Raw genomic sequence first — 14272 nt, 5'->3', positions numbered from 1 at the left:
CCTCGTTTTGCTCACTGTCTCAACGTCAGGCGAATTCCCACTGTCCGCGGCCGCGCAATATAGTCCCCACGGTACAAGGCTCTGATGTTCGGCGGCGCAAGGTTATTTCCGGCAGTTTTCGCTGAAATGCCATCGACGTCAAACACGTTCGTCACAAAGATCTGCATACGCAGCGCCGAACTCCAGTCATAGGCGACCGACATGTTCGTCATGGCGAACCCATCGAGCCTAGCAAATCCCGGAGAATTTGGATCGAGGCTAGACAGTACATCGCTCCGCCAGTTCACATCGGCATGGAAGTCGATGGTCCGATCCTTGTTGCTACCCAGCGGAACCGAAATATCTATGGCGGCACCCACCTGGTGCCGCGCCGAACCGGGCAGCCGGGTACCAGAAGGTGCGATAAAGTTGCGCCCGCCGAAGGCAATCGGACCAATAACTTCGGTCGTCTTGGCATCGGTATAGGCGTAGGAAATTGATGCTGTGACCATTGAGGTCGGACGCACCTGAGCCTCAAACTCGATCCCTTGCGATCTGGCCCGGCCGCCATTGACAATTGTTGGTGTACCGGCCCTGGAGGCAATTTCAATCTGGATGTCTTGCCAGTCGATGCGAAACGCAGCAAGTGAGTAGCTGATCGCGCGGTCCAGCAACCGGCCCTTGATGCCGAGCTCGTAATTGTTGGCGCTGTCCGGACCATAGTTCAGGAAGGTGCCCGGATCGCAAGCCGGACAGGATCGTGGTCCGATCGGGTAGGCGTTGGCGCCGCCCGAGCGGAAGCCTTGGCTAAAGGTGAAATAGGCCAGCTGGTCGCCGAATTCGTACGATGCGTTCCCTTTGAAAATGGCCTTAGTTTCCGAACGCGAGCCGGAACCTTGCGACGTGCCATTCGCGAGATAGGCTGGATCGCTTGACGCGCCATCACCGCCAAAAAACCCCAGGGTCGGAAATGTCTGCACTGTACTCTGGCGGAACTTCTGATTGAAGATTCGCGCTCCTCCAGTGAACGACAAGGCTGGGGTCGCATGCCAGGTAAATTCCCCGAAACCCGCCAGCTCCTCAAAACGCACCTGACGATCGAAGGTGAAGGATGTGTCGGGCGGATTGAGCGTGCCAGGCCGAACCCCTCCGAAGTAGAGGACCACGTCATTGGCATAGGTATCAAGGAAAACGCCGCTTCCCGGCAATGTCGAATAGGCAGCAAGTCCTGGCACGGTCGAGAAAGCGAAAGTGCTCTGTTTACGGTTCTGGTAATATCCCCCAATCACATATTCGAACGTGTCACTATCTTTCGAAACCAGGCGTAACTCCTGTACGAATGATCTGTCCTTGACGATGTCGTAGTTCGCGGTCGAGGCGCGCGGATAGTTTCCATAATACTGGATGAATGCGCTGGCGATCTGGGAATTATCGTACAGGTCATCCGAACGGCTGCGGGAATAGGACGTCGCGGACGTCAGCGTCGCAAAACCGAAATCGACTGTCCCGGTAAGCGAAGCAAGATCGGTATCCGTATCAATTGGGCTCACTGGGATAAGTTGCCGGTTCTCATAACCGGAGGTGCCCGTTCGGAATGGAAAGGCGTTTGCCTTGGTGTTCTGGTGAAGATAGCTCGCCTCGATGTCCACGGCATCGGTGGGCTGCCAGCGCAACGCGGCGCGGGCGAACCAGATTTTCGCCCAGTCAATGTCCTTGATCGCCCGGGTCACGGCCGGGCTGGTCAGGGGGCTTGCCGGATTGGCCAGCACAACCTGTGCATCCGGATTGAACCTGATATCTTTGTCATAAACATAGGCATTGGTCGCGTTGATGATCCCGGCCTGATACTCGTAGCCCCCATTTACGCGCAGGGCTAAAGTGGAACCGATGGGGACGTTCAGCATGGCATCAGCGTCATAGCCAGCTTTGCCAGCATGTCGCGTCGTTGATGCGGCGAGATTCGCTTCATAATCGAACTTGCCAATGTCGGGGCGATTGCGGATCAACCGAATTGTACCGCCAACCGACCCCGCGCCGAACAACGTACCCTGCGGCCCGCGCAAAACTTCGACGCGGGCAATGTCGCTCAGCTTGAGGTTCGCAAAAACAGGGATGTCGTCGATATAGGTCGATGTCGCAGAACTTCCGAGCTTGGGAAACGATGTTCCCCCCCCGCCAATCGCGTCAGTCGATACGCCGCGAATGATGAAGTTGTTGTTCGAGCCGTTGGCACGCGGCCCATAGTCAACCGCAATCAGACCGGGTGTGCTATTCCGCAACCCAGCAAGATCTGTGATGTTAGCCTTCTCCAGCGTATCTCCTGAGACCGCGCTGATGTTGTAAGGGATTTCGAGGACGGTCTCTGCCCGTCGGGTGGCAGTGACCACAATCTCGTCGGCCTGCGATGAGCCGCTGCGGTCAGCCTCCTGAGCGCTCGCAGATTGCGGATGCATCATCACTGCGAGACTTGCAGTCTGCAGCAAAATTGACCGCTTGAATCTCATCAATCCCTCCCTTTTTGACCTCAGCATTTTAACGGCATCGAATCAAAAACATACAGAACTGTATTGTATTGAAGACCCATTGGCAATATGGAAAGTAGCCCATTCGGATTCGCGAGAGGTCATGATGAGTCAGTTTGTATCTTCAGCCATGAATGCGTCTTTGCCATTCCGGTGTTACACAGAACCAGCGTTCTTCGAGCGGGAGCGCAGCGCACTCTTTAGCCGGGAATGGGTATGTGTAGCGCGTTGCGAAGACGTACCAGAACCCGGCAACGCTATCGTAGTGCCGGTCCTTGGAGAGAGCGTGATTGTCGGGCGTCTCGAAGACGGCAGCCTGCGCGCCCACCAGAATATCTGCCGTCACCGCGGATCAAAACTTTGTGGTGATGATTCGAAATGGGGGGTTACCCTCAACGGGGGAATTGACCGGGGCTTCATTCGCTGCCCCTATCACCAATGGACCTACGGTTTCGACGGCGCGCTGATCAATGCACCTCACCTGACTAAATCGGACGATTTCAATGTGAAAGATTTCAGCCTGATCCCGGTTGGTATCGCAACCTGGGGCGGGTTCATCTTCTTGAAACTGCGCCCAGAGCTTGGGGAAGAGATACCCAGGGCACTTGGGGTTGCTGATATTGGTCTCGCTCCGAAACGGCTCGCAAATTACCCGCTGGACCGACTACAGACCGCGCATACCATCAAATATGAGGTCGCCGCGAACTGGAAGGTCATCGCCGAAAACTACAATGAATGTTATCACTGCAGCGGTGTCCATCCGGAACTTTGCGAAATCGTGCCGGTATTCCGCAAGAAGGGTGGTCTCGAACTCGACTGGGAAAATGGTGTACCCCATCGCGAAGGAGCCTGGACCTACACGTTCACCGGCACGACGTCCCGCAAGCCGTTCGCAGGGCTCGACGAATTCGAGTTGGTTCGGCACAAGGGCGAACTCGTCTATCCGAACATGATGCTCTCAATGAGCGCAGAACACGGTGCCGCCTTCATCCTCTGGCCTATCTCAGCCGAAAAGACGATTGTCGAATGCCGCTTTCTCTTCAATCCGGAGGAGATTTCCCAACCCAATTTCAACGGTTCCGACGCGATCGACTTCTGGGACATCACGAACCGCCAGGATTGGGCAGTCTGCGAACGCGTCCAGCAGGGTATGAGCATGGGAGCGCTCGAACATGGCTGGTATGCACCAATGGAAGACGACAGCCTCGACATCCGCAAATACCTTGCTGACAGGTTGGGGGCTGGAGCCATAAGTCAGTAGAGCAGTACCTTGTCGTAGAGCGCTCCAAGGCGCTTGCGCTCGGCGCTGCTTTCGCGGATGCCGAGGGTGTAGTAGCCTACCTGATGATAATAGATGATGCGACCGCGGACCTCCGCTTCGTCGCCCGTGAAGCCATAAGATTTGAACATCTCCGCAAAGGCAGCAACTCTAATGTCGTCGATGCGGTGCACAGCTTCCGCAACGTCGGGATCGGTTCGTGCCCAGTCACGGATTGCCGAATCAAATGCCGGGTCGAATTCGGTTTCGTCGATCCACAAGCGGCCGACAGTCGCATCAAAATCCTCGCGATCGCCGCGTGCGCCGGCCGCCTTGATCGCCGCCAGCATTGGTTCGGTGTTACTTGCTTCCCACAAATGCAGCAGTGCATCGAGCAGCGCGTCGCGATCTTCAAAATGCCAGTAAAAGCTGCCGCGAGTTACCTTCATGCGCTTTGCAAGCAAATCGACTTTTACGCCGTCAATACCGCTTTCAACCAGCATAGTTTTCGCTGCATTGATCCAGTCTTCGCGACTTAAGCGCGACGAGGTCCGGTTTGAACTGGACGTTGGGGGCTTTGTCCGCCGACGCAATGTACCGGCGCTTCCTTCGCTGCTCACCGCACCTCCCACCAGTCCGTACCCCGCTCAAAATTACGAACGATCAAACAACAGCATGCCAAATTCGCATAAAGCGGGGCATCCTGATGTCCCCACCTCATAACAGAACGGCAAGAATGGGGACCTTGACCACCTCAATCCCACCAAATCTGCGCAACGCCAGGATCTACGAGTCGCCAGTTGGCCCGCGCGTTGGCAATAGGCTCCGCAGGAGCAGAGTTCAACGCTTGCGATTTCCATACACTGCTGTATGGTCATTGAATGACCTGAGGCTGCTGTGGAAATGGCTTCGTAATCCAGATGACAAACAAAATGTTCCTTACCATTCGCTGCACTGATCGGCCAGGACTCGTCGCGGCTGTCACAGGCTTTCTTGCCGAATCCAACTTCACAATCGTGGAGTCGCACCAGCATCAGGATGCCGACGACTTCTTCATGCGGATCGTATTCAAGCCGGTGTCAGCAGCGATACCCTCGCTGCCTGAGGTTGAATCCTCTTTCGCACCCATTGCATCACGGTTCGATATGACAGCGACCTTCACCGATGCCTCAAGGAAGCCAAGAATCCTGCTGATGGTTTCGCGCTTCGGGCATTGCCTGCATGATCTGCTCTACCGCTGGCGCGCTGGCCAACTGCCAGTGGAGATCCGAGCTGTTGTTTCGAACCACGAGGACATGCGCTCATTCACCGAGTGGAACGGCATCCCGTATCATCACCTGCCCGTCACTCCGCAGACCAAGCCAGAGCAGGAACGGGCTCTTCTCAAACTGGTAAAAGAGAATCACATCGATCTGGTTGTTCTGGCTCGGTACATGCAGATCTTGTCACCAGATCTTTGCGCATTGCTCGCTGGGCGGTGCATCAACATTCATCACAGTTTTCTTCCAAGCTTCAAAGGTGCCAAGCCCTATCACCAGGCCCATGCCCGGGGTGTGAAGCTCATCGGTGCGACGGCTCACTACGTTACAACCGATCTCGATGAAGGCCCGATCATCGAGCAGGACACGCGGCGCGTAAGTCATTCTCGTACCGCCGAGGAACTCACGCTTATTGGTCAGGAAGTCGAGGCATCAGTCCTCTCGCGTGCCGTCCGCTGGCATGTCGAGCAGCGTGTCATACTGAACGGATCCCGAACGATTGTGTTTGATTGAACGGAATGAGCCCAGCAGGTTGACGACCTGTTGCGGGCTGTCCAATGCCACGTTTGTCAAGCCCCGCGTCACAGTTTCCTTATCTTTGCGCAACGCCGTCAAGTGCGGCAATGGCGCGCTGGCGGATCGGTGACGACTCCAGCCTCCCAAGGGCGGCCTTTAACGCCTCCGAACGGCGCGCTTCGAGAGTTCCACCCCTCGACTGGCTCGCTACAACGGCAAAGGCGAGCGCAGTTTCCACCAGCATCGCATGATCGCCGATCACTTGCGCAAGAGTCGCGCGCTGGATCAGCAGATCGGTGGTTGCCTCGACGCGCAGCGCGGCATCAACGATAGTCAGCGTTTCTTGGGCCATGGCTGCACGCTGCCGGGGATCGACGGAAGCAATCCGTTCAAGGCGCCAGGCCGAGCGTAGCTGATTTGCGGCTGCATACCCCGGTTCAACAGGTGTCACGGACGCAAGTTGCCGATCCATCCCCGCCAGCGCCGCATAATCACCAGCTGCGCCTTTCGCTCTGGCCAGCGCCACCAGCCCACTTTCCGTCACCGGCGTGAATGGCAGCAGGCCTGCCTGCGCCAGCCGCAGGCGGGAATAGTCGCTACCGGCCCGCACGCCCGCAGGCCTTTGGGTAAAGGCATCGAGTCCCGTCCGGGTCAGGATTCCCCGCCCCGGCCCTGTTTCAAAAGCCATTGAATTCCTGTCGTCGCTGATCGGAAAGGCCCCTGCAATAGCCCGTCGCACTGCTCCCTCATCAAGGAGGAGCGACCAGGCGAAATCGTCCGCATCCAGGATGCCCGCTCGATCGAGCAGCCGGACATCGGCCGGCCCTACTACAGCAAGCCCGCTCTCTGGCAATATGGGAGCATCCGAAGCCATGACGATCAAGTTGAACGGAACCGGTTCGTATACCCGGACATTGGGGAACTCAGATGCAAGCGTCGCGAGGAAAGATCGGAGTAACCGTGGATCAACAAAGGACGCGTTCATCCATTGGACAAACACTCCATGATCGGCGAGGCGCGCCTTGGCGAGCGCAACAAACTGTCGCGTGTATAGATTCGAGGAACCCGCCGTCCAAGGATGCGACGGCTGTGACACAATGATGTCGTAGCGTTTGCCAGTGCGCAGCATTGCGTTACGTGCATCATTGTGGACGATCTTGACCCGGGCGTCAGATAGCGGATCCACCGCACGCTGCGACGCAATCCTGAGATTGGCATCGATGATACGTTCTTCGATTTCGACAACATCTATGGTGCTGATCCACGAAGGGACCGGTTCCAGGCTGACGCCTCCGCCAAGACCGATCACCATCATTGATCTGGCCTGCGGTCGTGCGAGCGATGGAAGAATAGTCAGCCAGTGTTGATCATTCAGGGCTGGTGGCGTACCCGCCCGCGGCACCAGTGCTTCCGGCAGCCCATCGCTTCGAATAAGTACACCGTCATCACGGTCGCGCACTTCGACTGTTGCAACGCGCCCCACATTGAGCGAAACCAGATCACCGGATGTGTCTCTGTCTACGACACCGGCCTTGAGCAGCGAGTAGGGTTCCGGCACTCCAATTACGAGCCCGCCGATACTCGCAAGCGCGCCTGCTGCGAATGCATAAGTTTGATTTGATATGTGAGAAACGGCCGCAGCAGCTAAGAAAAGTAGCGTTACTGCAACAAGCAGCGTTCCGCCGAAGCCGTACGATTCCAGCAGATAATGGCCAGCCAACATAGCGCCTGCTACCGCCCCCGCAGTATTTGAGGCATAGACCACAGCCGCGCTTTTCGCAGGGTCTCCGCCTGCCGCCTCGACGAAGCGCGGATAGGCCATGCCGAAGGCAATGGCTCCCGGAAACAGAGCCAGAACCGCGGATTTCTCAGCAGCTCCCGTAACAAGGATTGCGAGATAGCCCAGCGAGGACAAGATTGCGCCGAACGTGAGCGCCATGGCTGCACTTCCCGGCTTCCGCGCAGCATAGAGTCCACCGAGCGCAAGTCCCGTCAGCCATAGGCCCAGCATGAACGCAAAGCCTTGAGTCGTCCCCCCAAAGGGAATTGCCAGCAGCCTTGTCCAGAATACCTCAAGTGCGAAAGTAGCGACCCCGGACAGAAACGCCGCAACCAGCACCCGTTGAACAGGCGAAGCAGCGGTTCCCGCATCGTGCTTCTTTTCGGGGCCGTTGGAGCGCAGGTGGCGCCAAGCCAAGACAGCGGCCACAATATTGGCCGCTGCGGCCAACTGGCTGGCCACAGTCAGTCCCAAAGACGGTAGCAGTAGGAAGCCTGCCAGCATCGCTCCTGCCGCTGCGCCGAACGTATTCAGCGCATAGAGGCCAGCGACATCGTCCACACCGCAGCGCACCGCGCGCACCAGAATTGGCAGCGTGGCTCCCATGGCGATGGTCGGTGGTGCAAAGGCCGCTGCAACGATCGTAAGATAGACCCAGAACTGGGCCCAACCTGCATCAGGCGGCAAATGCGCTCCGCTCGACAACAGTCCGATCAGCAGCGTCTGCAACAGAGGAAATAGCAGAGGAACGGCGATGGCCCAGACCGCAATAAACAGCTCTAGAAACGCGTAGCGTCTGCCTGCATCGACGCCGGAATTGAGCCAGCGCGCGGCCATCCAACCACCCAGCGCAAGACCGCCGAGAAAGCTGGCCAGCATGATCGCGACGGCGCTTTGTGCCGTTCCAATCGCCACCGCCATCTTGTGGGTCCAGACGACCTGGTAAACCAGCGCTGCCATGCCAGACAACGCCATGCAGATAGCGGCGACGACGTACTTCGGATCTCTCTTTCTTGCGATGCTCATTCAAGCCCCGTCAGGCCATGAACTGGCAGAGCCGGGCAGAAATTGCCACCCATGCTCTGCCAGTTCGCGTGATCAGAACCGGTAGCGTGCCTGAATAGTGAAAGTCCGCGGCGGTTCGGTGAACGCTGAAATCGAGTTAAATCCGCCCGGGATCGTGTTCTTGAAGGCAGCGGTGCGCTTATCGGTAAGATTGCGAACGGCCAGCGACAGGTCCCAGCCACTTTCACTCGACAGGCCGACCCTGGCGTTAAGCTTGGCAAATTTCTCCTGGAAGGAGTTCGGGTTGATGTCGGTCAAGGTCGCGAACCGGCTCGTGAAATAGAGGTCGCTACCTGCCCGGAGCGTAAGCCCACTCCCGATTTCCTTGGACCAGTCCGCTGAAATGTTGCCCGACCACTTCGGCGCATAGGGGGTCGTAACGCCCGAGAGATTCTGGGTGTTGTTCGCCGTATTACAGCCAAGAGCGGCCGTCTGGCCAGCGAAGCACTGCGCGGTAGTAAAGTCCTTGTAGGTTGCGTCTAGATAAGTGACGTTAGTCGAAAGCCTGAAGTTCCTTGTCACCGCGAACTGGAGTTCCGCTTCCACACCTTGAGTCCGCGCGGATGCGGCATTGGTTGTCTGGAAGAGAGCGGTTGCGGGATCGAAGGAAGAAACCTGCAGGTCCTTGTAATCGCTCCGGAACGCCGTGATATTTAGCAGGACTCGTCGGTCGAAGAAGCGGCTCTTCAAGCCGATCTCATAAGCGTTTGCATTCTCCGGATTAAACGGCCCGCCATCCGTTCCGGAGAAGCCCCCGGACTTGAAGCCCTTCTTGAAGCTGGAATAGATCATCACGTCTTCAGCCGGACGATACTCAAGCGTGATAGCGGGCTGGAGCTTCTCATCCTTTCGGCTCGCGGTCAGGATTGGAAGTGGAGTGCAGCCCGAATAGGGAGTGGATTCACACCCGGCAAATGCGAGATCCTTCTTGACCTCTTCGTAGCGCACTCCGCCGCGGATCGTCAGCGGACCGAAGGCATAGCTCGCCTCCCCGAACAGCGCCCATGATGACGCATCTTCGACGCTGTCCTGAACGCTACCGATAATCCGAGCGTTCACAAATGCCGGAGTTCGGTTAGTCGAGCCTGCCGGAGGCGGAACCACAAGCGGCAGAAGATTACGCGCATCGTTGTCCGAAGTGCTGACAACATCGTTGTTGTTCTTGTCGACATAGGCTCCCAGGAACCATTTGAACGCACCGTCCTTGGGCGAAACCAGACGGATTTCCTGACTGATCTGATCATAGCGTTCAGTGAAAGTGGCCGTGGAATAATTAGCCACGCCTTGATCGGTATCGATAAACTGGTAGTTCTTGTACTTGTAATAGCCCGTTACCGAGCTCAGCGTCACTCCATTGCCAAATTCATAATCCAGCAAAAGTGTGCCGCCGCCCGAGCGCAGGCGGTTATAGAATGAACCACCATTATCGTCAGTATAGAGGTCTGGCCGCGCTGCTTCTGCCACTGATGGGATCAGTCCACTCGAGGCCTTGAAGCGATCGAACAGACAAGGCTCACGAACTGCGTCGGAAATGTCACGGCGGAAATTGGGCTGACAGATGATCGACTGGTTATTGCGCCCTCGGTCGTCATTGTTCCCAAAGTAGCCGATGGCCGTCAATTTGAGCCTGTCTGCCAATTCTCCTGTGATCGTCATACGACCCAGAAGATCTTCAATCTCGGGCTCCTTGCGACCGGTTACTGTGTTTGTCAGATAACCATCAGACTTTCGGTAGCGCAAGGCGACACGGGTGGACCAGTCCTGTCCAAGAGGGATGTCGACCGCACCAAATCCAGCCCTTTCATTGGTGACCGGCTCATAGCTGAACTCGAGCTCGCCGCCAAACTTATCGCCGGGCCGCCGCGTGGCCACGTTAATGGCGCCCGCAATCGCATTCTTGCCCAGAAACGTTGGTTGCGGCCCCTTCAGGAACTCGATTCGGTCGATGTCAAGAAAGCCAAGGCGCTGGGTGCGGGCCCGGCCATAATACACCCCGTCGATGTACATTGGCGCCGACTGCTCGAAGCCCAAATTCTGCCCCGAGCCGATCCCGCGCACGGTAATGGTATCGGCCATGCCGCCTCGCGACACGCGCAGACCCGGCACTTGGACATCCTCGAAGTTCTGAACTGCACCACTTCTCAGAAGGTCGCCGGTGACAGCTTGCACCGAGATTGGCACGTCCTGCAGGCGCTCAGGCCGCTTGGTCGCCGTAACGACGATCTCTCCAAGTGCCGGCTGCTCGTCGCTCTTTTCGGCGGACTGCGCAAACGCAGGCGAAGCGAGCGGCAGCGCTAGCATAGATGCGGCCATTAGCCGGCCGAAGGAATTGATTCTTCCCAGTGCGTCTGTCACGACCCCCCCTATGGTATACTGAGTTTGTGGAAATATGCGTCATTGAGGCGTTTGTCAACTTGGGAATCCCCATTTGGTATACTATGATGCCGGGGCGGCTTCTACAACACCCCACAGCGCAGCCTCATTGCGAGTCACGAGGTAGATCCTGCCAACATGGTGCACCGCGATATGAGCGGGGTATCAAAAGGGTCACCAGGCCCTTCTGACAAAACGCCATGACATCGACTTGGCCAATCTGTATTGGCCTGGCCTCTTCTCCCCGCAGCAACACAGCAGAATGCGTCGCCAGTTGCACGCTATCGACATTGTAAATGGCAACGAAGCTGTCGGAGACATCGGTGATGATTGCGGGTGCCCCGGCAAGCTGCAGCTTCATCGCAGCAGCACGATCGGCCATACCGGATGCAGAGCCCAGCAGTAACCAGTCACACCGGCTGGTGCGCAGCCCCAGACAGGTGGACGTGTCGCCATGCAGGTCGCCGAAATCGGGCAACCGGCAGTTGAAGCAGCCTTCTATCGGGCTTTTCAACTCCGGATGACGAGCCAGATCAACCGACAAACGAATAATTGAGAGGTCAAGTGTCAAGCCGACCTCCCTCGCGGTCATAGGCGACCGTCTCTGAAATCCTGGCCTGCCAACTCCTCCCCAGCGAGACGATCTCGACGATTTCACCAAGGCGCCGCTGCCCCTGCTCGACCAATCCCAAGGCAACGCCCCGTCCCAGCACGGGGCTGAACTGGCTGCTCGTAACGAATCCTCCGCTCTGCCCACTGGGAGCCCGCACATGACCACCTACCGGCAATATTCCGCCGCAAAGCGAGGTCAGGCCCACCAGTTGCTTACGATATGGCGATAAGGATGAGCGACGCGTCAGCGCTCGCCGCCCAAGGAAATCGCTCTGCTTTTTGGCGATGGCTCCGCCAAAACCGATATCACCGGGCTGGGTCTCGCTGTCGGTATCAGTTCCAACATGAATGTAGCCCTTTTCGATACGCAAGATTTCGAGTGCCTCTATCCCATAGGGCACCAATCCATAGGGCTTGCCAGCCGCCATCAGCGCATCGCCCATCTGCACCGCCTGCCCCGCTGGCACCTGGATCTCGTAGCTCAACTCACCAGAAAAGCTCACGCGCTGAATACGTACTTCCGATCCGTCGAGTTGTCCCTCTCGGACGGACAAGTGTGGAAAACGCTCACTTGAGAGATCAAAACTGGGCCGCAATGCCTCGAGCACATTTCGTGCGTTCGGGCCCGCAACAGTCCAGACAGCATATTGCTCAGTCACGTCTTGAACGACAACATCCATCGGCCATTCGCATTGAAGCAGATCCTCCAGCAGGCGGACCATCCGGTCAGCGAAGGCACTGGACGGGCTGAGCAGGAAACTCCCGTCTTGGAGACGAGCATAGACCCCGTCATCCAGGATCGTACCGTTCTCGTTGAGGACAAGCCCGTACCGGATCCGCCCGGGCTTGAGCGTCGAGGGGGTGCCAACATAGACCCGGTCGAGGAACGCTGCAGCTTCGGGGCCGGCCACGAGAATTTTGCCAAGCGGCGAACCGTCAAAAAGACCAACGCCACTTCGGACCGCTGCGGCTTCACGCTCAGCTGCCGCCTGGATGTCTTCCCCGCCAACCGGATATGCCGCCGGCCTTTCCCATCCAAAATCCTCGAACACAGCACCTTCGCGTACATGCCATTCGTGTGCGGGCAGATACCGACGGGGTCGGAAGCGTTCACCGCGTAGATCAGCACCGATCAGACCAAAGGCTGTAGGAACGAAGGGCGGACGAACCTTGCTTGCGGACAGCGTTCCGGGTTCCGCGCCGATGGCCTCCGCGAGGATCATGGCGCCGGGGACCGAGCTCAGCTTTCCCTGGTCGACGCCCATTCCCAACACAGTGTAGCGCTTGAGATGCTCAACGCTTCGATAGTTTTCGCGGGCCGCCAGCTTGATGTCTGCCACGGTTACATCGGTCTGAAAATCGACGAACATGGTCTTTTCATCCCCGCCGTGGACAGTCCAGATGGGCTCCGCCTCAATCGGTTCGGGGCCTGCCCATTCGACATTGGCGACCAACCCATCCGGCTGGAAACTCTGGCTGCGCTCGTTGAACTTCGTCTGACCGCCAGCCATGGTCCACAGTTGGGAAGCAGGGTTCCAGCCTCCCGAGACCCCGACAAAGTCGCACGCGAGACGACTCAGGCCATCCGGCTTCTCTATGGTGACGCCGGTGACGCGTCCGCGCCCATGGGCCGACCGGACTAATGACGAAAAGAATAGATCGATTCCGTGCGCACGGGCGCGATCGGCAAGTTCGGGCAGCACCTGCGGCCTTGCATCGACAATGGCGCGCACCCCTACACCACACTGCGCAGCTTCAATAGCGGACCGCCAGCCCAGATCGTTGTTGACGAAGAAAATGCCGGATCGACCCGGCGCCACCGCATAATCCGCGACATATCTGCCGATCGCACCGGCGAGCATGATGCCGGGCAAGTCGTTGTTCGCAAATGCGATGCCGCGCTCTTGCTTGCCCGTCGCGAGAATGATCTGCTCAGCCCGGATGCGGTGGAGTACCCGACCTTCCGATGCGGCCAGCACAAAACCATGATCCCAGACTCCAAGAGCTGCAGTCTTTTCAAAGGTCCGAACACCTTCAAGGCTTGGAAGACCCTGATCCAGATCGACAAGCAATACCGATTTGCCGTCTCGCGCTGCCTGTGCCGCAGCGGCCAACCCCCTTCTGCCTCCACCTATCACTAGCAGATCACATTCCACATGACGCGCTTCGTAGCGCTGCGGATCGGGCACGACCGGCACCTTGCCAAGTCCGGCGGCGCGCCGAATCAGCCATTCGAACCAGTGCCAGTCCGGCCACATGAATGTCTTGTAGTAGAATCCGGCAGAGAACAGTCCGCGGAGACGATCATTCACGCCAGCAATGTCCCAGGTCAGTGAAGGCCAGGCATTGATGCTCCGGGCAACCAGCCCTTCCTCCAGAGCGATCATGGTGGCCTGCACGTTGGGAATGGAGGATAGGCCGTGCTCAAGTTGAACCAGTGCGTTGGTTTCCTCGCAGCCGACTCCCATAATACCGCGTGGTCGATGGAGCTTGAAGCTCCGTCCGACAAGCTGCACGCCGTTGGCGAGCAAGGCCGACGCCAGTGTATCGCCCGCAAGGCCTGCGTAGCGCTTGCCATTGAACGAAAAGTCGATGGACTGGCCGCGATCGATCCTGCCGCCGCCATGGGAAAGTCGGTAACCGGTCACGGCCGCGCAACTCCCATTACGTAAACCGCTACGACCTCGTGTGTTTCAGTATGCCGGATCAGATTGAACCAGACCCCGCAACCGTGCACATGGACCCATCGCTCGGCATGCTCGCCCTTGGGGTTAGCGCGCAGGAAGAGATACTCCTCCCAAGCCTGGTCGTCGCAGTCCAGCTCTGGTCGGTCGATATGGGCTTCGCCGCCATAGGCAAATTCGCGCTCGTCGCGCAGGCCACAGTTCGGGCAGGCAATCCGCATCAT

At 57.8% G+C, this 14272-nt stretch carries 9 protein-coding genes; 2 read left to right on the top strand and 7 right to left on the bottom strand.

Features of this window, described 5'->3' with window-relative positions:
- Positions 1-11: 11 nt before the first annotated feature.
- Positions 12-2483, bottom strand: coding sequence for a TonB-dependent receptor (locus NMD1_RS14815; protein ID WP_158453970.1), 2472 nt, complete (start codon positions 2481-2483; stop codon positions 12-14).
- Between NMD1_RS14815 and NMD1_RS14810 the strand changes: the two genes are divergently transcribed.
- The gene (locus NMD1_RS14810; protein ID WP_199558137.1) at positions 2473-3762 is read left to right on the top strand and encodes an aromatic ring-hydroxylating dioxygenase subunit alpha; all 1290 of its coding nucleotides are present in this window, start codon (positions 2473-2475) and stop codon (positions 3760-3762) included. The genes NMD1_RS14815 and NMD1_RS14810 overlap by 11 nt on opposite strands.
- On the opposite strand, the gene NMD1_RS14805 is transcribed toward NMD1_RS14810, so the two are convergent.
- Positions 3756-4379, bottom strand: a complete 624-nt coding sequence (locus NMD1_RS14805; protein WP_054123164.1) for a TetR/AcrR family transcriptional regulator — start codon at positions 4377-4379, stop codon at positions 3756-3758. The genes NMD1_RS14810 and NMD1_RS14805 overlap by 7 nt on opposite strands.
- Before the next feature lie 312 nt (positions 4380-4691).
- Here NMD1_RS14805 and purU point away from each other — a divergent pair, with 312 nt between their 5' ends.
- Positions 4692-5531 carry a formyltetrahydrofolate deformylase gene (gene purU / locus NMD1_RS14800; RefSeq protein ID WP_233497657.1) on the top strand — a complete coding sequence of 280 codons (840 nt, stop codon included), beginning with the start codon at positions 4692-4694 and terminating at the stop codon, positions 5529-5531.
- Between the two features lie 79 nt (positions 5532-5610).
- Here the strand turns inward: purU and NMD1_RS14795 are convergent, their stop codons facing one another.
- From NMD1_RS14795 to NMD1_RS14775, 5 genes are all read right to left on the bottom strand, one after another.
- Positions 5611-8340 (bottom strand): spermidine synthase, encoded by a 2730-nt coding sequence (locus tag NMD1_RS14795; protein ID WP_125955328.1) that lies wholly within the window; start codon positions 8338-8340, stop codon positions 5611-5613.
- Between the two features lie 72 nt (positions 8341-8412).
- Complete coding sequence (locus NMD1_RS14790; protein ID WP_125955327.1) at positions 8413-10734, bottom strand: TonB-dependent receptor; 2322 nt, start codon at positions 10732-10734, stop codon at positions 8413-8415.
- Positions 10735-10858: 124 nt separating this feature from the next.
- The gene (locus NMD1_RS14785; protein WP_125955326.1) at positions 10859-11323 is read right to left on the bottom strand and encodes a hypothetical protein; all 465 of its coding nucleotides are present in this window, start codon (positions 11321-11323) and stop codon (positions 10859-10861) included.
- Positions 11313-14012: a 2Fe-2S iron-sulfur cluster-binding protein gene (locus NMD1_RS14780; RefSeq protein WP_125955325.1), complete on the bottom strand. Its 2700-nt coding sequence runs from the start codon at positions 14010-14012 to the stop codon at positions 11313-11315. The genes NMD1_RS14785 and NMD1_RS14780 overlap by 11 nt, the downstream gene beginning before the upstream one ends.
- Positions 14009-14272: a sarcosine oxidase subunit delta gene (locus NMD1_RS14775; protein WP_054123171.1), complete on the bottom strand. Its 264-nt coding sequence runs from the start codon at positions 14270-14272 to the stop codon at positions 14009-14011. Before NMD1_RS14775 ends, NMD1_RS14780 begins: the two co-directional genes overlap by 4 nt.

Source organism: Novosphingobium sp. MD-1 (genome assembly GCF_001014975.1).
Lineage (GTDB): Bacteria > Pseudomonadota > Alphaproteobacteria > Sphingomonadales > Sphingomonadaceae > Novosphingobium.
This window is presented reverse-complemented; position numbering and strand designations above follow the sequence as displayed.